Annotated in this window: 20 protein-coding genes and 1 tRNA gene; 11 read left to right on the plus strand and 10 right to left on the minus strand. The window is 67.7% G+C overall.

The genetic code is table 11. The annotated features are described in order from the left end of the window. Positions 1 to 14: 14 nt before the first annotated feature. Complete coding sequence (locus tag FDK12_RS00105; RefSeq protein WP_137367709.1) at positions 15 to 476, minus strand: Fur family transcriptional regulator; 462 nt, start codon at positions 474 to 476, stop codon at positions 15 to 17. A 91-nt stretch (positions 477 to 567) separates the two neighbouring features. On the opposite strand from FDK12_RS00105, the gene FDK12_RS00110 reads away from it, so the two are divergent. Then, on the plus strand, positions 568 to 1,278 hold the full coding sequence (locus FDK12_RS00110) for an esterase/lipase family protein (RefSeq protein WP_137367710.1): 711 nt from the start codon (positions 568 to 570) through the stop codon (positions 1,276 to 1,278). A 44-nt stretch (positions 1,279 to 1,322) separates the two neighbouring features. After that, the gene (locus tag FDK12_RS00115) at positions 1,323 to 2,342 is read left to right on the plus strand and encodes a hypothetical protein (protein ID WP_137367711.1); all 1,020 of its coding nucleotides are present in this window, start codon (positions 1,323 to 1,325) and stop codon (positions 2,340 to 2,342) included. Positions 2,343 to 2,455: 113 nt separating this feature from the next. Here the strand turns inward: FDK12_RS00115 and FDK12_RS14990 are convergent, their stop codons facing one another. Next, on the minus strand, positions 2,456 to 2,620 hold the full coding sequence (locus tag FDK12_RS14990) for a hypothetical protein (protein WP_189636206.1): 165 nt from the start codon (positions 2,618 to 2,620) through the stop codon (positions 2,456 to 2,458). A gap of 135 nt (positions 2,621 to 2,755) precedes the next feature. Here FDK12_RS14990 and FDK12_RS00120 point away from each other — a divergent pair, with 135 nt between their 5' ends. Together FDK12_RS00120 and htpX are read left to right on the plus strand one after the other, a co-directional pair. Then, positions 2,756 to 4,042, plus strand: coding sequence for an MFS transporter (locus FDK12_RS00120; protein WP_137367712.1), 1,287 nt, complete (start codon positions 2,756 to 2,758; stop codon positions 4,040 to 4,042). A 119-nt stretch (positions 4,043 to 4,161) separates the two neighbouring features. Further along, the gene (htpX, locus tag FDK12_RS00125; protein ID WP_137367713.1) at positions 4,162 to 5,040 is read left to right on the plus strand and encodes a zinc metalloprotease HtpX; all 879 of its coding nucleotides are present in this window, start codon (positions 4,162 to 4,164) and stop codon (positions 5,038 to 5,040) included. 100 nt (positions 5,041 to 5,140) lie between these two features. On the opposite strand, the gene FDK12_RS00130 is transcribed toward htpX, so the two are convergent. Then, positions 5,141 to 5,629, minus strand: a complete 489-nt coding sequence (locus tag FDK12_RS00130; RefSeq protein WP_137367714.1) for a YajQ family cyclic di-GMP-binding protein — start codon at positions 5,627 to 5,629, stop codon at positions 5,141 to 5,143. A 163-nt stretch (positions 5,630 to 5,792) separates the two neighbouring features. On the opposite strand from FDK12_RS00130, the gene FDK12_RS00135 reads away from it, so the two are divergent. Together FDK12_RS00135 and FDK12_RS00140 are read left to right on the plus strand one after the other, a co-directional pair. Further along, on the plus strand, positions 5,793 to 6,161 hold the full coding sequence (locus tag FDK12_RS00135; protein ID WP_137367715.1) for a hypothetical protein: 369 nt from the start codon (positions 5,793 to 5,795) through the stop codon (positions 6,159 to 6,161). 88 nt (positions 6,162 to 6,249) lie between these two features. Continuing rightward, positions 6,250 to 6,331: transfer RNA gene (locus FDK12_RS00140), tRNA-Tyr, on the plus strand. Positions 6,332 to 6,411: 80 nt separating this feature from the next. Here the strand turns inward: FDK12_RS00140 and FDK12_RS00145 are convergent. The 3 genes from FDK12_RS00145 to FDK12_RS00155 all read right to left on the minus strand — a co-directional run bounded on the left by FDK12_RS00145 (position 6,412) and on the right by FDK12_RS00155 (position 10,175). Next, positions 6,412 to 8,517 (minus strand): acyltransferase family protein, encoded by a 2,106-nt coding sequence (locus FDK12_RS00145; protein ID WP_137367716.1) that lies wholly within the window; start codon positions 8,515 to 8,517, stop codon positions 6,412 to 6,414. A gap of 157 nt (positions 8,518 to 8,674) precedes the next feature. Continuing rightward, the gene (locus tag FDK12_RS00150) at positions 8,675 to 9,499 is read right to left on the minus strand and encodes a PhzF family phenazine biosynthesis protein (protein WP_223262994.1); all 825 of its coding nucleotides are present in this window, start codon (positions 9,497 to 9,499) and stop codon (positions 8,675 to 8,677) included. A 208-nt stretch (positions 9,500 to 9,707) separates the two neighbouring features. After that, on the minus strand, positions 9,708 to 10,175 hold the full coding sequence (locus tag FDK12_RS00155; protein ID WP_137367718.1) for a VOC family protein: 468 nt from the start codon (positions 10,173 to 10,175) through the stop codon (positions 9,708 to 9,710). A 104-nt stretch (positions 10,176 to 10,279) separates the two neighbouring features. On the opposite strand from FDK12_RS00155, the gene FDK12_RS00160 reads away from it, so the two are divergent. Together FDK12_RS00160 and FDK12_RS00165 are read left to right on the plus strand one after the other, a co-directional pair. Further along, positions 10,280 to 11,266: a helix-turn-helix transcriptional regulator gene (locus FDK12_RS00160; RefSeq protein WP_137367719.1), complete on the plus strand. Its 987-nt coding sequence runs from the start codon at positions 10,280 to 10,282 to the stop codon at positions 11,264 to 11,266. Between the two features lie 88 nt (positions 11,267 to 11,354). Then, positions 11,355 to 12,128 carry a CPBP family intramembrane glutamic endopeptidase gene (locus FDK12_RS00165; protein ID WP_189636207.1) on the plus strand — a complete coding sequence of 258 codons (774 nt, stop codon included), beginning with the start codon at positions 11,355 to 11,357 and terminating at the stop codon, positions 12,126 to 12,128. A gap of 277 nt (positions 12,129 to 12,405) precedes the next feature. On the opposite strand, the gene FDK12_RS00170 is transcribed toward FDK12_RS00165, so the two are convergent. After that, positions 12,406 to 13,002 carry a DUF6314 family protein gene (locus FDK12_RS00170; RefSeq protein WP_137367721.1) on the minus strand — a complete coding sequence of 199 codons (597 nt, stop codon included), beginning with the start codon at positions 13,000 to 13,002 and terminating at the stop codon, positions 12,406 to 12,408. 94 nt (positions 13,003 to 13,096) lie between these two features. Here FDK12_RS00170 and FDK12_RS00175 point away from each other — a divergent pair, with 94 nt between their 5' ends. Then, positions 13,097 to 13,537: a MarR family winged helix-turn-helix transcriptional regulator gene (locus FDK12_RS00175; RefSeq protein WP_137367722.1), complete on the plus strand. Its 441-nt coding sequence runs from the start codon at positions 13,097 to 13,099 to the stop codon at positions 13,535 to 13,537. Between the two features lie 124 nt (positions 13,538 to 13,661). Here FDK12_RS00175 and FDK12_RS00180 read toward each other — a convergent pair whose 3' ends face one another. After that, the gene (locus tag FDK12_RS00180; RefSeq protein WP_137367723.1) at positions 13,662 to 14,093 is read right to left on the minus strand and encodes a DUF1810 domain-containing protein; all 432 of its coding nucleotides are present in this window, start codon (positions 14,091 to 14,093) and stop codon (positions 13,662 to 13,664) included. An 89-nt stretch (positions 14,094 to 14,182) separates the two neighbouring features. On the opposite strand from FDK12_RS00180, the gene trxA reads away from it, so the two are divergent. Next, complete coding sequence (trxA, locus tag FDK12_RS00185; RefSeq protein ID WP_137367724.1) at positions 14,183 to 14,575, plus strand: thioredoxin; 393 nt, start codon at positions 14,183 to 14,185, stop codon at positions 14,573 to 14,575. Between the two features lie 88 nt (positions 14,576 to 14,663). Here the strand turns inward: trxA and FDK12_RS00190 are convergent, their stop codons facing one another. Continuing rightward, a complete protein-coding gene (locus FDK12_RS00190; protein ID WP_104118917.1) occupies positions 14,664 to 14,954 on the minus strand; it encodes a putative quinol monooxygenase in 291 nt (96 codons plus the stop codon). Positions 14,955 to 15,013: 59 nt separating this feature from the next. After that, entirely contained in the window at positions 15,014 to 15,988 is a 975-nt protein-coding gene (locus FDK12_RS00195; protein ID WP_137367725.1) for a DNA-3-methyladenine glycosylase family protein, read from the minus strand. 295 nt (positions 15,989 to 16,283) lie between these two features. On the opposite strand from FDK12_RS00195, the gene FDK12_RS00200 reads away from it, so the two are divergent. Beyond that, positions 16,284 to 17,660 carry a cystathionine beta-synthase gene (locus tag FDK12_RS00200; RefSeq protein ID WP_137367726.1) on the plus strand — a complete coding sequence of 459 codons (1,377 nt, stop codon included), beginning with the start codon at positions 16,284 to 16,286 and terminating at the stop codon, positions 17,658 to 17,660. Positions 17,661 to 17,662 lie beyond the last annotated feature (2 nt).

The following is a 17,662-nucleotide window of genomic DNA, read 5'->3' on the forward strand; positions in this document are numbered from 1 at the left end:
GGATCGGTGGTGGCTCAGGGGGCTGCCGTGCGGCAGCCGTCGCAGAGGCCCTGGTAGAGGACCTCTGCGATCTGGATGGTCATGCGCGAGGCGCCGGGGGACCACTCCGGGGTCAGGCAGGGCGCGTGTCCCACCGCGCAGTCGACGTCCTCGATGCGGCCGCATCCGGTGCAGACGGCGTGGTGGTGGTTGTCGCCCACGCGGGTCTCGTAGCGGGCGGGGGAGTGCGGCGTCTCGATGCGCCGCAGCAGGCCGATGTCGGTGAGGTCGGCGAGGATCACGTAGACGGACTGGACCGTGATGTGGGGCAGTTCCGCGCGAACGGCGGTCGCGGCGTCGTCGGCCGTCGCGTGCGGACACTGCTCGACGGCGGCGAGGACGGCGAGGCGCTGGCGTGTCACGCGGCGATGATGGGCATGCAGTGCAGCGGACCACTGGGCCTTGCGGGCCTCCGGTGTCCTGGCTGTCTGCGTCATGGCTCCATCAAACCAGTAATTCTGAATTAGTCATAATAGGCGCGCCCAACTCGCACACCACGGTGCTGGTGCGGTGGGTACCGTGGAGAGGGTGATCCTCATCAAGCGCGGCTGGGCCTGGCTGCTGGACTACGCCTATGTCGGTTTCTGGCAGGTGCACGGGTTCGTCTTCCGCGCCGATCCTGCGCACTACCTGACTCCGCCTCCCGGAAGTCCCGCCGGCAAGGCTCCGGTCCTGCTGATCCCCGGCATCTACGAGACCTGGCAGTTCATGCGGCCCATCGCCGACCACCTTCACCGTGCGGGCCATCCCGTCCATGTGGTGCAGAAGCTGGGCTACAACCGCGGCACCGTGGAGGCCATGGCCCAGCTTGCCGCCGGGTACCTCGAGGAGAACGACCTCACCGACGTGGTCGTCGTCGCGCACAGCAAGGGCGGCCTGATCGGGAAGTTCCTCATGACGATGTCCAGCGTCACCAGGCGGATCACGCGGCTGGTGGCCGTGAACACGCCGTTCTCCGGCTCGATCTACGCGAACTTCTTCCTGTTGCCCAGTATCCGGGCGTTCTCCCCGCACGACAGGACGCTGCGGGCCCTGCGTGCCAATCTCGAGCTCAACGGCCACATCACCTCGATCTACGGCCGCTTCGATCCCCACATCCCCGGCGGCAGCTACGTCGAGGGCGCGCGGAACGTCCAGCTCGACACGATGGGTCACTTCCGTCCGATCGCCGACACGCGCGTGCTGCAGGAGATCGACCGCGCCATCGAGGCGGGGGAGCGGGACGCCGCCTCCGGTTGAGACCTCGGGCGGCGCTCCGAGCGCCGCACGCTTAGGGTGGAGCGATGACGGTCCGCCTCGACGACGCCCGAGCCATCACTGCCGTGCTCGACGGACTGGACGACGCCGGCGTACGGATGCTTGTCGACACCGCCGAACGCGTTGGCGTCGGGATCGGCGGAACGACCCTGACGGTGCGCATCGGCGGAGCGGCTGCCTTCGTGAAGCAGCTTCCCCTCACGGCTGTCGAGGAAGCGGATCCCACAGCCACGACGAGTCGGCTCCCGCTTCCTTTCGTCTCGCACTACGGGATCGGAAGCCCCACCCATGCGGTCGGCCGGGAACTGGCCGCGCATCGGACGACGTCCGAGTGGGTCCGAACGGGAGCAGCGGACTTCTTCCCGCTCCTGCTCGGATGGAGAGTCATCGATGCGAAGTGCCGAGCGGACCTCAGCGAGTTCGACGGCGATGGTCCTCCCCGCCGGTGGGGCCACCACTGGCCCTCGGTCCAGAGCAAGCTGTCAGCCGTGCGGCATGCAACGAGCAGTCTGGTCCTCTTCCTCGAATATGTGCCCGAGACGCTGGGGGACCGGGTGCGGAGAAGCCTGGCCGAGGGCACGGCGGCGACCGTCTTCCCCGACGCGGTCGAGCAGCTCATCGAGGCTACGGGGTGGATGAACGGGCAGGGGTTCCAGCACTTCGACGTGCACCCGGGGAACATCCTCGTCCGGGACGGCAGACTCCTCTTCACGGACTTCGGCCTGTCGCTCCACCGGGAGTTCGACCTCACCGTGGAGGAGTCGGAATGCATGCCTGCCCATGACGGCTTCGACCGTGATACCGCCCTGATGCACCTCTTCCACTGGACGTTGTTCGAGCTCGGCCATACCTCCGGTCCGGAGCGCCTGGAGGTGTTGCGCGCTGCCGCCGCGGGGCGAGCGACACCGGCGCTGGACGCCGTCCGAGCGGCACTCGGTGACGGAGCGGACCTGATCGCGCGGCATGCGGGTGTGGCCGTCTCCATGACCGAGATGTTCGGAGACCTCATGCAGGACGTGACCGCCAAGCGGTACCGGCGTCCGTAACAGCTCCGGCCCCACCCAACGGTCGCCGGTCCGCAGCCACCCGGTCCGACGGGGAGCAGCGATAGGGATCCGCGCACCGCATGCGAGTCCCCGTCCTGCCGACGTCGAGCCTGTCAGGGGTGGTCGGAGAAGAAGCCTTCGAGTACCGCGTTGTCCTCGTAGGCCGGCTGCATGGCCGCTATCTCGGACTGGAGGAACCAGTCGCGGAGCAGGAGCACCCCTCCGTCGTCATTCACCAGGATGATCTGACACCCCTCGAGGGCTGCAGAGCTGCTCATGGGACCAGTGCAGGGAGACAGCGGAGCGGACCCGGTGGATCAAGTCATGTCCGGGTGCACGACGACGACCGTCGGTTCCTTTTCCACCTCGCCAACCGTTGCCGGAGCGAATCATCACCCGGCTAGACTTTCCCCGTGCCAAGACTCCTCGCCGACATCACACCGCTGAGGGAGAGTCCGGCGTTCCGTAGGCTGTACATCGGCACAGCGCTCTCGGCGATCGGCACGCAGCTCACCATCGTCGCGGTGAGCCTGCAGGTCTACTCGCTCACGCAGTCCACCTTCAGCGTCGGCCTGCTGAGCTTCTTCGCCCTCGTACCCCTGGTCGTCGCGGGCCTGTACGGCGGAGCGATCGCCGACGCGCAGGATCGCCGGAAGGTCGCGCTGTACTCGGGCTTCGCGCTGTGGGGCACCACCATGGCCATCGCCATCCAGGCCTGGGCCGGCGTGGACAGCGTGTGGCTCCTCTACATCCTGATCGCGATCCAGTCCGGTGCCGCCGGGATCAACCAGCCCACGCGGAGCTCGATCATCCCGCGCCTCGTCCGGCCCGAACTGCTGCCTGCCGCCAACGCGCTGAGCATGATCACCTTCGGACTCGCCTTCACGGTCGGTCCGCTGCTCGCCGGGTTGCTCGTCGCACAGTTCGGCTACGCCTGGACGTACACCGTCGACGTCGTCACGTTCACCTTCGCCGTCTGGGCGGTCTTCCGCCTCCCGCCGATGCCTCCGGAAGGTCCCACCCGCAGGGCCGGGCTCGCGACGGTCCTCGAGGGCTTCCGTTTCCTGGGCACGCGGCCGAACATCCGCATGACGTTCATCCTGGACCTCATCGCCATGATCACGTCCCAGCCGCGGGCGCTGCTCCCCGCGGTCGGAGCCGTGCTGATCGGCGGGGGAGAACTGACGGTCGGCATCCTGCTCGCATCGGCCGCCTTCGGTTCGGTGCTGGCGGGCCTGTTCTCCGGGCCACTCGGGCGCATCCACAAGCACGGCCAGGCCGTCGTCTGGTCCATCGTGGGGTGGGGCGCTTCGGTGGCCGGTTTCGGACTCGTGGTCGTCATGGCCGGCTCGTCATCCCTACCGACCCCGGGGGAGGGGGAACTGTCCGCATGGGTACTGCCGGCATCGGCCTGCCTCGTCCTCGCGGGTATCGCGGATTCGATCAGCAGCGTGTTCCGGAACACGATTCTCCAGTCCGCGACGCCGGACGCCATGCGTGGCCGCCTCCAGGGAGTGTTCATCGTCGTCGTCGCCGGTGGTCCCCGTGCCGGCGACATGGTCGCCGGAGGTCAGGCATCGTGGCTGGGGGAGGGCTGGACCGCCGTCGTCGGAGGTGTCGCGTGTGCCGCGCTCGTGCTCGCGGTCGCGCGGTGGCAGCCGCGCTTCCTCCAGTACGACTCCCGCCGGCCGGAACCGTGACCGTCACGGTCCTCTCCGCCGGCCGCGAAGCGAACCCCCGTACGATGAGTGGAACAGGCCGCTGGGATTCCCCGTTCTACTGAAGGAGCCGCCCGGCCCACCCAGTACAAGGAGTTGCAGTGCACAACCATTTCAACGGTGCCAAGACGGCGTTGTTGTTCGGCGCCCTCATGGGGATCTTCCTCGTCTTCGGCGCAGTCATCGCTGGAGCGACCGGCAGTTCCATGTTCATCTGGCTGTTCGCCCTGCTCGGCGTCGGCTCGATCGCCTACAGCTACTGGAACAGCGACAAGATCGCGATCCGCAGCATGGGCGCCGTCGAGGTCACCGAGCAGCAGGCGCCGGCCATGTACCGGATCGTGCGCGAGCTCAGCACGCGGGCGAACAAGCCCATGCCGAGGCTCTACGTCTCGCCGACCATGGCCCCGAACGCCTTCGCGACCGGCCGCAACCCGGAGAACTCCGCGGTGTGCTGCACGCAGGGCATCCTGCAGCTGCTCGACGAGCGGGAGCTGCGCGGAGTCCTCGGGCACGAGCTCATGCACGTCTACAACCGGGACATCCTCACCGGATCCATCGCTGCCGCAGTCGCCGGCGTCATCACCTCGGTGGCCCAGATGTTCGCGTTCGCCGGCATGATGGGCGGCAACCGGAACCAGGGCGGCAACCCGATCGCGGCCCTGCTGCTCGCCTTCCTCGCACCCTTGGCGGCGGGGCTCATCCAGACGGCCATCGGCCGGACGCGCGAGTACGACGCCGATGAGGACGGTGCGATCCTGACGGACGACCCGCTGGCCCTCGCGTCAGCGCTCCGCAAGCTCGAGCGAGGGACGCAACGCGCTCCGCTCCCGCAGGATCAGCGACTGGTGAACACCTCACACCTCATGATCGCCAATCCGTTCAAGGGGGCAGGCATGGGCAAGCTCTTCGCGACCCACCCGCCCATGGACCAGCGCATCGCGCGCCTCGAGGGCATGGCGGGACGCCCGCTCACCTGAGGGATGCCACGATGACGACGGCGGCCCCACCTTTCGCAGGTGGGGCCGCCGTCGTCGTCGAAGCTGTTACGTCGTCAAAGCTGTTACAGAGAAGGCACTGTCAGCGCATGTTCACGAACTGGAGGTCGGCCTCATCGAAGTTCTTGAGGAGCGCCATGGTGGCCTGCAGGTCATCGCGTGATTTCGAGCTGACGCGCAGTTCATCGCCCTGGATCTGCGACTTCACGCCCTTGGGGGCCTCATCACGGATCAGCTTGTTGATCTTTTTGGCGATGTCTTGCGCGATGCCCTCCTTGATGGTCGTCTCGAGGCGGAACTCCTTGCCGGACGGGTAGGGCTCGCCCGTGTCGAGGGATTTCAGGGAGATGCCGCGCTTGATCATCTTGGACTGCAGGACGTCGAGCACGGCCAGGACGCGCTCCTCCGAGTTCGCCTTCATGAGGATCTTCTCGCCGCTGAAGTCCACCTCCGCGCCGACCCCCTTGAAGTCGTACCGCTGCGCGATCTCCTTCTGCGCCTGGTTCAGCGCGTTGGCGACCTCCTGCTTGTCCACTTTGCTTACGACGTCGAACGTGGATTCACTCGCCACGATGCCTCCTCGGGGTGGTTGGGTTCTTGCGTTAAAGACTATCTGCAACCCCCGGACGGCTGGGCCGAGCGCTTCACAGGGAGCGGTCAGGCCACTCCGGGGACGCGTACACGGTCCGATGGAACGGTAGGAGTACCAGCACACCCCTCGAGGAGAGAGTCCCATGCCTGACCCACGACACCGGCGCTACCAGGTCCGTCTCCGCACGGCGGTAGCGGGGTCTTTCCTCGCGGCAGCCGCCGCGGCATCCCTGACCGGTGCCACGGCGGCGCCGGCGCTGGCCGTGCCGCCGCGAGCCGTCGCTGCGGATGTGGACCACGAAGCGGGGGACATCACGCTCGGGCCGGACCCGGCGTCGTCGGTGACGGTCGCATCGCCGGTCGCCGTTGCAAGCGGAACGACGTCTGCGCAGGTACGGCTCGCCGGGGTCCGTGACGACCTCGACCAGGCGGTCCTGATGCGTCTCGTCACGCCCGAGCAGGCGGACGGTTTCTACGCGCAGATCGAGCGCAGGATCGCCGCGGGCCTCTAGCGCCAGCGCGGATTCGTCACAGCGGCTGTTTGTCTGTAAAGTTGTCTTGCCCGCGCTTGCTGCGGGCGGTCTTCCTGTGAAGACGTTCGGCAGATTACCCGAGCGGCCAAAGGGGGCTGACTGTAAATCAGCTGGCAACGCCTACGGGGGTTCGAATCCCTCATCTGCCACAGCAAGGAGAGGCCGGTACTTCCGCTAGGAATAGAGGAAGTACCGGCCTCTGGCGTTTAATCCCTCGGACCTGTGGGAGCTACCCGGCGTCGACCAGCGCCTCGAGCGGTTCCGCAAGCCGGGGAGTGAGCGACCGGACGTACGACGCCGTCAGGTGGTCCGTGTCCCGGTAGACGAGGACGTCGCCGATGACGGCCGGGCACCTCGTGGCGGGGCAGATGGAGTCGTTGAGGTCGATGACGGTAGTCCCGGGAAGGGATGCTGCGGCCATCAGTTGAGCCAGCCCCTTGTCATCCGCTGCTTCGCTGCGTGGCACGGAGCATTCGGTCAGATCCCCGAGGTTCAGGTCAACGCAGTCAGGGACGTTGATGGCGGGTGCTGGAGTGTCCCTGATGACGGCGACAGGGATGCCACGGCGGGTGAAGCTGCTCCACGATCGCTGGAACGCCTCCGACATGGAAGCGACGTCTTCCGTCGCGTCCGCGATGCCGGCGCTCTCCGTGTAGCTGCTGGTAATGACCAGCGAGAGACGGTCATCACGTCCCAGCAGGTCCTGCATCCGGGCGTTCCACTCCATGCAGGTGGTGTAGAGCCGCCCTTTCCGCTCGAGTTCCCCGGTTGCGAAGGGGCAGGCGTCATGGATGTAGGCCGTGAGCTTCCACCCCTTGTCCCGGGCAATGCCGTCGAGTGCCGGGATCCACTGTTTCGCGTGCGAGTCGCCCACCAGCGCGACGTGGCGCTCGGATGCCGTATCGCCGTACTGGCAGGACGTGATGTGGGCCTGACTGATCCTGGTGGAGTCGCAGGTCGGGAAGTCCTCGGCTGCCACGATGGGCATCGGTGTGATGTATTCAGCGGTCTCCTGCGGCCGGAACCCGGACGAGCGGGGGTCGCCCGGGAGGGTCAGGGCGCCGTTCCGGACATCGCCCGCCTGGCGCATTCCGTCCTCCGCCCGAGCCTCCTCCGCACGGACCGTGTTCACGAGCATCCCGCCCGTGATCGCTCCGGCCAGCACGAGAACGGAACCGGCACAGAGCGCGCGCAGGGGAGCCACGGTGAGCGCCCCCCAACGGTTGACCGGCCTCTCCACATAGCGGTAGGTCAGATAGGCGAGGCCGACGGACAATCCGACGACGAGGATGACCGCTGTGCCGTGCAGTTTTCCGAGGACCGCCGTCGCCAGGACGATGAGTGGCCAGTGCCAGAGGTACAGGGAGTAGGAGATGTCTCCGACGAAGGTCATGGGCCGGGTACCGAGGACGTGTGCCGGCCCGAGTGGTGCTCGCCCGGTGCACGCTGCGATCACGAGGGCGGACGAGACCGCGGGAACCAGGGCAGCTGCACCCGGATAGGGCAGCGATCCGTCGATCAGGACGGCCGAGCCGATGATGCCGGCCATCCCGGTCCAGCCCATGATCGCTGCGGCGCGGCTCGGTAACCTCTCGAGGCGCGCGGGGATCACGGCGAGAATCGCGCCGAGTGCGAGCTGCCAGAACCGTGTCGTCGAGGAAAAGTAGGCGGGCTCCGGCTCTGTTCCAGTGAAGTAGACCGACCACGCCAGCGATGGCAGCAGCACAAGGCCGAGCCCGATGAGCAGCAGCCGGCTCAGGTCTGCCGCGGCGATCGGTCCGGCACGACGCTTCCGCCTCGTCGCGAGCCAGCCGGCGGCGATGAGCAGCAGGGGCCAGACCAGATAGAACTGCTCCTCCACACCGAGGGACCAGAAGTGCTGCAGCGGGCCCGGGCCCACGTCGCCGTCGAGGTAGTCGACGGAGTCGCCGGCAAGGCGCCAGTTCTGGACGTACAGAGCCGAAGCGATGATGTCCCAGCCGATCGACGCCCACCGGGTGATCGGCAGGAACACTGCGGTCAGGGCCGCCGTAACTACGAGGACGAGGGTCGCCGCGGGAAGCAGCCGCCTGGCTCTGCGGGCATAGAACTCGACGAGGGATATCCGCCCTGCCGTGGCGAGTTGCTTGATCAGGAGCCCGGTGATCAGGAACCCGGAGATGACGAAGAAGACGTCGACTCCCACGAACCCGCCCGGCACGAAGGGTACGTCGAGGTGGTACAGCAGCACCGAGATGACTGCCAGGCCGCGCAGACCCTGGATGGCGGGACGGAACGACGACGCCTTCACCGCATCCGTCGGGAGCGTCGCCGAGCGAAGCAGGGTACTTGTCACCGAAGGACCTCCAGAGGAATGGTGCGACTCCCGGGGCTGCTCTCGTCAGGGTAGCCGCCGGTACCACCCGGCGTACGCTCGGATTCGGTCAGCCCGTCCGGTACGACGAGGGCGATAATCCGCCCTCCGGCACTTCCCTCGACGCCGCCCGGGTTCGCTACAGCTCCGAGGCCGCGCCTGTCACACGGATACGACCTTCGAGCGGGATGTCGACGGTGATCAACGAGGGACGCCCGATCTCCGCACCCTGCTCGACCTCGATCACCGCGGGCAGGGCAAGGTGACCACCTGCACGAAGATAGGCACCGAGACCTGCCGCAGCGGAGCCAGTGGCGGGGTCTTCCCGGATGCCACCGCGCGGGAAGGGGTTGCGGGAGGCGAACCTGCCGGGTGACAGGCGGTGGACGACGGGGATCGTCCCGTCCCAGCCCTCACGCTCCTGAAGTCGCAGAACCGCTTCGCCGTCGTGATCGAGAGAAGCGAGCACGCCTTCCCGCACGAAGACGGCTGGGTGCGGATTCCCGCCGCGTACGAACGCCGGGGGCAGCGCGGGGTCGAGGTCGTCGCGCGACAGGCGAAGAGCGGCGAGCAACTCGTCCAGCAGTGCGTCGCTCAAAGGTGCGACCCCCGTGTCGACCGCAGTGAGGGTCGCCCGGTCCGACGAGACCTCCACGAGCACCTCTCCCGCGTTGGTATCGAAAGCGACGACAGGTCCGGCTCCTCGCCGAGCGAGTGCGACTCCGGAAGCGATGGTCGCGTGACCGCAGAAAGCGATTTCGTCCCGAGGGCTGAAATAGCGGACGCGCGTCGACCCGGGCGTGGTCTCGGTGAGGAACGCGGTCTCGCTGAAGCCCAGGTCCCTCGCGACGGTGAGCATGTCCGCCCGGGACAGTGCCTCCGCGCCGATGACCACCCCCGCCGGATTGCCCGACCGTGGATTCGCGTCGGGCGTGATGAATGCTCGGTACGTGAGAATTTCCATGGAAGCGAGCATAGGGTCGAAGTGGACTGCCGTTCGCGGTCCACTTCCGAATCAGTGGCCCCCGCCCCACGACCGGTCGTCTGCAACCCCTTGGGACGCCGGGGGTGGGTGTTCTCCCGGAGCGCAGGGTGACCACCGCTGCAAGCGGGTGGAACCGGAGGCTGCGGCGCGGGAACCTCCGTGTCCGCGCCGCAGCCCTGGACAGGCGTTACCCGGAGATGCGGGTCGGGGCGACATCGAGGATCCAGGTCACGCCGAACCCGTCGGTCAGCATGCCGAAACCTGGGCTCCAGGCGGACGCTGCGAAGGGCTCGATGACCGATGCCTCGGCCGAGAGCCTGCTCCAGTAGCCCTGCACCTCGTCCAGGTTCTCGCCGCGTACCGAGACGAAGAACGGCCGGTCGGTGATGGTGACGCCGTTCTCCCGCCGGGTGGTTCCCGGAGCGCCGGCCGAGCTGCTGGACGGACCTGGGACGTCGTATGCCATAACGCGGAAACCCGTGTCGGTCTCGACCTGCCCGAACACGACGTCCTCTGCGCCCGGAACCTCCCGGGGCATCCCGACATCGCCATAGGTCGCGATCGTGACATCGCCTCCGAAAACGGACTGGTAGAACGCAAGGGCCGCTCGGGCCTCGCCATGGAGATTCAGGTGGGTGGTTGTCGTGATGCTCATGTCTGCTCCTTGTAAGAACTGGGCCGGGGCTCTTCCCTGACGACACCGACTCTGACAGGGGTATAGGACAGCTTCGGTCCTACACCGGCCATAGGATCGGCACCATGACAACGACCACCTCGAGGCTGCTGAACCTGCTGTCCCTGTTGCAGATGCGAAGGGACTGGCCAGGGGCCCTGCTGGCCGAGCGCCTGGACATCAGCCACAGGACGGTGCGCCGCGACGTCGATCGGCTGCGCGAGATGGGATACAGCATCCGTGCCACCATGGGCCCCGACGGCGGATATCGTCTCGATGCCGGTAGCGAGTTGCCCCCACTGCTGTTCGACGACGAACAGGTGGTCGCCCTTGCGGTTGCGTTGCAGGCGGCAACAGTCTCCGGAGTGGGCATCGGAGAGGCGGCGATCCGCGCGCTGACCACCGTGCGTCAGGTCCTGCCGGCCCGGCTGCGGCATCGCCTCGACGCTCTGGAATTCACGGCGATCCCCGCCCGGCGCGACGACGCAACGCGCGAAGCGGTGTCCGCGGACGTGCTCATCACGATCTCGACTGCTGTGCGAGCGCGCTCCGTGCTGCGCTTCGACTATGCCGGCAGCCGGCCAGGCGAGAAAGACCAGGCCACGGCGCCGCGGAGGGCCGAGCCACACCACCTCGTGACCTCGGGCGGGCGCTGGTACCTCATCGCCTGGGACCTTGATCGTGACGATTGGCGCAGCTTCCGCGTCGACAGGATCACGCCCCGCTCGCCCATGGGTTCCCGGTTCGCGGCGCGGCAGGTTCCGGGCGGTGACATCGGCATCTATGTGTCCGCGCGCTTCAGGGGTTCGAGCGGGAGTGTCAGCACCAGATGGCCCTGCACCGGAAAAGTGGTCCTTCACCGACCCGCATCCGACGTGCTTCCGTTCGCCGGGGATGGCGTCGTCGAGGATCTCGGCCCGGACCGGTGCAGTCTCGAGGCCGGATCATGGTCGTGGATAGCCCTCGCCGCATCCCTCAACCGCTTCGACACCGACATCGACGTCGTCCATCCACCAGACCTCGTTGAAGCATTCGCGCGACTCGCGATCCGTAACGCCAGAACGGCGGCCTGATGCCTCGCCGACCTCTTTCATGACGTCGGTCAGACCTTCTGAGTCATACGACGTTGGATTCCCCTACGCCGTATGGGAAAGTGAGCCCATGACTCCTCATGCACCGTCTGCCACCGCACTTCCAACCGCCGACGCCCGCTTGCTTCCGCCGCGAGGACTCGCGGCGTTCTTCACCATCGCCTTCGCGTTCTCCTGGCTCGTCTGGTGGGCCGGCCCACTGATGGCGCCGGGAGCTTCGTCCACCATGGCCCTCGTCATCCTCGGCAGCTTCGGTCCGGCGGTTGCCGCCACCGTCGTCACTGCCCGGCTCGATGGTCGCGCAGGCCTCCGCGCGCTGTTCGGTCGCTACCTCCCCAGAAGGCAGGGCGGAGGGCGTCCCTTCATCATCGGTGCGTTGATCTTCGTGGCACTGGTTGCCTCCGGTGGCATCGCGCTGCTTGCCGGCGGAGCCCTGGACATCCAGGGGCTCGGTACCGGAATCGCCGCCCTGCCCGGCATGATCGTCCTCATCGCCCTGGTCGGCGGAGGTAATGAAGAGCTCGGGTGGCGCGGTTTCGCCCTGCCGCGGTTGCAGGCGGCACTGCCGCCCGTGGCCGCAAACGTCATGCTGGGCATCATCTGGGCCGTGTGGCACGCGCCTCTCTGGTCGATGGCCACCGCGCAGTCCGCCATCTCGTTCCCCATCTACGTCATCCTTGTCGTGGCGATCGCGATCGTCCTCGGCTTCGTCTTCAACATCGCCGGCGGCGGACTGCTCTCGCCGTCGTCGCTGCGCACACCGCGGTCAATGCCGCCTCCGGCCTCAAGGTCAGCGCCCTCGGCGGAGTGCACGAGATCCACGAGCTCCTTGCCATGGCCGTGATCGCCCTGGTCATCCTCGTCGCAACCCGCGGTCGGCTGGGGCTCGCCCGGCCTGCGGAGGGTCGCCCCGCGCACGACGACCGGGCGGGTAGCGATCCGCTCCCCGCACAGGCCTCCGGACGAGCCGGGGCTGACGGCTCGTCCTCCACGTCGCTTCGCCAGGGACTGCCGTCCCACACTCCCTAGGCTCCTGGCGGGTCTGCGTCCTGTCGGACGCAGCCGAAGGCGGACTGCTCCGCCGCTGACTCCGGTCGGCGGGCAGGCCGCCCGGTGTTCCCTCAGCGTTCGCCGGTGTCGTTGTCCAACCCTGCCGGCCCTCGGGTGGCGGCACCGGACCCCGCGCCGGGTCCCGCCGCTCGCTGACGTGGCCCCGGCTTCAGCTTTCGCTGGGTCACGCGAGTGAGGGTCGTCGTCAGCAGGAGGTCCTTCGCCGGGCCCGTGACGTCCCAGGAGTACTCGATGGTGTCCGGGGAGGTGACGGCGAACTCCACGCGGTAGGTGTCCGGCGCGCAGGCGTGGTCATCGCGTGCCCTACCCTGGCTCAGGTCGAGCCGGCAGAGTAACCGCCCGTCCTCGAAGTAAACCGCTATCGTCGATCCATCTCCCTCGATCGAATAGGAGCGGGAGGCCGGACCGCGGAAATGCGGCCAGGAAACCGTGCCCGCCTCGTCCCACCGGAGGCCGCCGTCAGCGGGGGTGAAGGTGGTCGTGCCTGTGAAGATGCCCGCCGTACCACTGGCTCGATCCAGCAGGGCGCGGTGTGTCGACCAGGTCCCGGCGAGGAGGGCGATGGCGTCGTCGACCTCGGTGAGAATGCGGTCCAGGTGGTCGTCGGGGAGCCCTGCCTGCGCGGTAGGCGGTGCTGCGTCCTGCACAATGTCCCCTGACGTCGATTCACTGCCACGCTAGCGCTACCCCTGCCTCCGCGCACCTTGTCGTGCTCGGCTCGGAATGTTAGGCTACCTAACTATGACCGATTCCCCGACCGACCGGCGGCTGCTTGCACTGGCGCAGTCCTTCCGCACCACGTTGCGTCACGCTGTTTATCTCAGCCGATCCATGGACGGCGACGGCGAACTGACCACCATGCAGATGAGCACCCTGAGCATGGCTGCCGACGAGCCCCTGCGCGTGAGCCGCGTTGCCGCCAACCTCGGCATACGGGTTCCGTCGGCAACGGAGCAAATCATCAAGCTCGAACAAGCGGGCCTTGTCAGCCGGCAGCCGGACCCCACGGACTCGCGCGCCGTCCTGGTACAGCTGACGGACAAGGGCCGCGCCGCCTGGGAGGAGGCGAGCCTGCGCCGCAACGAGCGCGTGGCGGCCCTGCTCGAGCAGCTCGACGACGATGAGAGGGCGACACTCGCAGCCGCCCTGCCGATCATCGAGAAACTCAACCACACCACCTAGCAGTACCCGCGGCGTCCAGCGGACTGTCCCGCAACCACGGCTCCTTGACGATCCTCGCCCACACCCTGTCGGTCGCTCATGCACTCCGCAGAGACCCGCCGGCAGGAACGGGAGAGCGGCGGCGTCAGTCCGCGAGGAGCGACGTCGTCGCCTCGTCCTCCGCGCCGTCGTAGTAGCGATCCAGCACTGCCGTGAACCACGGCTCCTGCGGACTGGCCCGGTTGAAGAGCGTCATGGAGGACTGGAGCTTGCGGGCGTCGATCCCGCCGAGCACCGCGACAGGATCCCCGCCCTGCAGGTTGAGGAGGGCATGGACACTCTCCATGAGTCGGGGTCCGAGAACGGTGTGCGACAGGTACGCCCGCGCCTCGTCGAGCGACGTGATGGCGTACTTCACCGAGGTCGGGCTGCTGCCCAGTCCGGCGATCTGGGGAAAGACGAACCACATCCAGTGCCCCGTCTTGCGGCCCCGCTGCAACTCGGCAAGGGCCTGCTCATAGGTGCCCTCGGAGTTCTGGGCCTCGACGAATCGCGTCAGGTCATACGGGTCGGTCACTCGTACCTCCGGCTGTGCAGAGCGGTTGGGGCGCTTCATCGGTAGCGAACAGGCCTGACAGGGAAAGCCGGGATCGCTAGCGTTAAGGGATGTCGACAATCAATATCACTGAGGCTAGCTTCCCGGAAACCATCGAGGGCAACGACATCGTGTTCGTTGATTTCTGGGCCGACTGGTGCGGACCCTGCAAGCAGTTCGCCCCGGTGTACGACGCCGTGTCGCAGCAGCACGATGACGTCACCTTCGCGAAGGTGGATACCGAGGCCGAGCAGTCCCTCGCCGCTGCCGCAGGCATCACCTCCATTCCCACCCTCATGGCATTCCGCGAGAAGGTGCTCGTGTTCTCCCAGCCCGGCGCGCTGAACGCCACGCAGTTCACCGAACTGGTCGAGGCCGTCAAGGGCCTGGACATGAAAGCCGTGCACGAGCAGATCGCCCAGCAGCAGACCGAGGGCGGCAGCCCGGCTGCCGACGCGCAGTAACGCTTCCTCCGCAACGGATCCTCCAGCGCGACGAAGCCCCGCACTCCTCGAGTGCGGGGCTTCGTCGTCGTGGGAATGCCGCTGAAGTTCAGGCGGCCTGGTCGGAACGGACGACCTCGGCCGGCTTGGCAAGGAGCGCGCTCAGCGATTCGCCGAGATCCTGTACCGCGGGCCCGCGCAGGTGCGCGTCCAGGAGCTCGGTGGACTCCCACTGCTCCGTCAGCACGATGCGGTCCTCCTGCGCGTCCGTGATCTCGTACCGGATGCATCCCGGCTCCTGCACCACCTGTTCGATGGCGATGTCGAGTGCGAGCTTCACGCGGAAGAACTCGCCCTCGAGGGGGGTGAACACTGCTGTGACGTCTACGGTGTGGCTCATGCTCCAACCCTAGCGGCGGCGCCTCCGTGCGCCGCTTCGTTGCGTCATATCGGCTCCTGTCAGCGCCGGCGATGGTCCTCCGGGGACAGGCGGGGGCCGAAGGTCGGCTTGCGGAAACCGCTCGCATACAGGGACCGCACCACGCGCTGGCGCTGCCCCTTCCACGGCCTGAGCAGTTCGATCATCCCGGCGTCGTCGGTGCGCCGACCCGTGAGTGCGGCCCCTACGTAGGCCGCGAGGTGGTAGTCGCCGATCGAGATCGAGTCGGGGCACCCGTGGGTCCGCTGGACGACCTCCGCGATTGTCCAGACGCCGATGCCCGGAACGGATCGCAAACCGGCGCGGACGTCGTCGCCACCCGGCAGGGACGCGAGGCGTTCCAGGCCGCTGGCGACGAGGGCTGCCTTGAGGATGGTCGCCGAGCGGTGGGAATCGACCCCGGCCTTGTGCCAGTCCCAGGATGGCACTCGGCGCCACTGCTCGGCGGTCGGGGGAAGGCGGAGCCCTGGCGGAGCGTAGGTCCCCGCCCCGGGAGCCGGGTCGCCGTACCGGGTCAGCAGGTAGCGCCAGGCGCGTTTGGCCTCGATGCCGGTGACCTTCTGTTCGAGGACCGCGCGGGCTACGGTGTCGAGCATGCGGCCGCTCGCGGGCAGGCGCAGGCCGGGGTTGAGGTACCGCCCCTTGCGGGCGACCTCGGGCAGCGTCGCACGGAACTCCGAGCTGTCGAACGTACTCCAGTCGTCGTCGCCACCGAGCAGTCGCGGAACGGACTCGAGCGCCCGCGCCGCGCCGGGCCCCCACGCCGTGGCCTGGACACGACTGTCGTTCAACGAGCCGCGTTGCCTCAGGGCCAGCGTGACGGGGCCGTCGACGGTCCGGAAGGCGAGCCAGTGATCGGGTCCCTGAACGATGAAGGATGGGTCGTGCGGCCCGCACTGCAACGTGCCGACGGTGCCGGCCAAGGTGTACGGTCCGTCCGGAATCCACTCCATGGCCTCGGCGCCCGCGGGCACGACGGCGGGAGCGATGGTCATGCATCCATGGTGCCACGCTGCACCAGCTGCCCCCGGTGATCCCGAGCGGATCGGAGTGCCAGCGGGACGAGCCGCTGACGGCCTGCGCGATTGCCGCGCCGAGCGACGCCGTCGTTCCCGTTCCTCTCAGGATCCCGCGTCAACGCGTGATCTGGAACCTGTCGACGCGGAGACCACCGTCATTCGCCGCCCTCGCCTCCACGTGCTCGTTCCGAGCGGTCCCCCGGGGGCCTTCCACGTCCCGCGACGTAACGGCGGCGCGGCTGCGCAAGCACCAGCCGGTAACTTTGTAGTCATGAAGTATGCCAATTCCATCGTTGACCTGATCGGCAACACCCCGCTGGTCAAGCTCAACTCCGTCACCGACGGCATCGCAGCCACCGTCCTCGCCAAGGTCGAATACCTCAACCCGGGCGGATCGGTGAAGGACCGCATCGCGGCGAAGATCCTCGACGCCGCCGAGGCCGAGGGCAAGATCAAGCCCGGCGGCACCATCGTCGAGCCGACCTCCGGCAACACCGGCGTCGGGCTCGCCCTCGTCGCGCAGCAGCGCGGCTACAAGTGCGTCTTCGTCGTACCCGACAAGGTCGGCGAGGACAAGCGCAACGTCCTGAAGGCGTACGGCGCCGAGGTCGTCGTCACCCCGACGGCGGTCGCACCCGACAGCCCGCAGTCCTACTACGGCGTCTCCGACCGCCTGGTCCGCGAGATCCCGGGCGCCTACAAGCCGGACCAGTTCTCCAACCAGAACGGGCCGTTGAGCCACTACGAGACCACCGGCCCCGAGATCTGGAACGACACCGACGGCAAGCTGACGCACTTCGTCACCGGCGTCGGCACGGGCGGCACCATCACGGGTACGGGTCGGTACCTGAAGGAGGTGTCCGCGGACCGCGAGGGCGGGCCCGTGCGCATCATCGGCGCAGACCCGGACGGCTCCATCTACTCCGGCGGCACCGGGCGCCCCTACTTCGTGGAGGGCGTCGGCGAGGACATGTGGCCCGATTCCTACGACCCCTCGATCCCGGACGAGATCTACGCCGTCACCGACGCCGAGAGCTTCGAGATGACCCGGCGCCTCGCCCGCGAGGAAGGGCTCCTCGTCGGCGGCTCCTGCGGCATGGCCGTCGTCGCCGCCCTGCGCGTCGCGAAGGACCTGACGGCGGACGACGTCGTCGTGGTCCTCCTGCCCGACGGCGGGCGCGGCTACCTCGGCAAGATCTTCAACGACGACTGGATGAAGTCCTACGGCTTCATGGACAGCGGCGACGACGCCAGCGTCGGCGAGGTGCTGCGCGCCAAGAGTGGATCCATCCCGGACCTGGTGCACACGCATCCCACCGAAACCGTGCGCGATGTCATCTCGATCATGAACGAGTACGGAGTCTCGAGCATCCCGGTGCTGTCTCAGGAGCCGCCGGTCAAGATGGGCGAGGTGCTGGGATCGGTCGACGAACGTTCCCTGACCGCGAAGATCTTCCGAGGGGAAGCCAAGCTGACGGACCAGGTCTCCCAGCACATGGATGGGAAACTGCCCCTCATCGGGTCGCTCGAGTCCATCGCAACGGCACGCGAGCGCCTCCAGGACAGCGACACGCTGATGGTGACGTTCGTCGGGTCGCCCGTGGGAATTCTTACGCGCCATGACTTGCTGACGTATGTGAGCAAGTAACA

It is taken from the genome of Arthrobacter sp. NamB2 (genome assembly GCF_005281365.1).
Taxonomy (GTDB): Bacteria; Actinomycetota; Actinomycetes; order Actinomycetales; family Micrococcaceae; genus Arthrobacter_D.

Bases quoted from the DNA above. Each gene is read 5' to 3' on its own strand.
- FDK12_RS00105 (WP_137367709.1), bottom strand. From the start codon at position 476: ATGACGCAGACAGCCAGGACACCGGAGGCCCGCAAGGCCCAGTGGTCC.
- FDK12_RS00115 (WP_137367711.1), top strand. From the start codon at position 1,323: ATGACGGTCCGCCTCGACGACGCCCGAGCCATCACTGCCGTGCTCGAC.
- FDK12_RS14990 (WP_189636206.1), bottom strand. From the start codon at position 2,620: ATGAGCAGCTCTGCAGCCCTCGAGGGGTGTCAGATCATCCTGGTGAAT.
- FDK12_RS00135 (WP_137367715.1), top strand. From the start codon at position 5,793: ATGCCTGACCCACGACACCGGCGCTACCAGGTCCGTCTCCGCACGGCG.
- FDK12_RS00150 (WP_223262994.1), bottom strand. From the start codon at position 9,499: ATGGAAATTCTCACGTACCGAGCATTCATCACGCCCGACGCGAATCCA.
- FDK12_RS00155 (WP_137367718.1), bottom strand. From the start codon at position 10,175: ATGAGCATCACGACAACCACCCACCTGAATCTCCATGGCGAGGCCCGA.
- FDK12_RS00160 (WP_137367719.1), top strand. From the start codon at position 10,280: ATGACAACGACCACCTCGAGGCTGCTGAACCTGCTGTCCCTGTTGCAG.
- FDK12_RS00165 (WP_189636207.1), top strand. From the start codon at position 11,355: ATGACTCCTCATGCACCGTCTGCCACCGCACTTCCAACCGCCGACGCC.
- FDK12_RS00175 (WP_137367722.1), top strand. From the start codon at position 13,097: ATGACCGATTCCCCGACCGACCGGCGGCTGCTTGCACTGGCGCAGTCC.
- trxA (WP_137367724.1), top strand. From the start codon at position 14,183: ATGTCGACAATCAATATCACTGAGGCTAGCTTCCCGGAAACCATCGAG.
- FDK12_RS00190 (WP_104118917.1), bottom strand. From the start codon at position 14,954: ATGAGCCACACCGTAGACGTCACAGCAGTGTTCACCCCCCTCGAGGGC.
- FDK12_RS00195 (WP_137367725.1), bottom strand. From the start codon at position 15,988: ATGACCATCGCTCCCGCCGTCGTGCCCGCGGGCGCCGAGGCCATGGAG.
- FDK12_RS00200 (WP_137367726.1), top strand. From the start codon at position 16,284: ATGAAGTATGCCAATTCCATCGTTGACCTGATCGGCAACACCCCGCTG.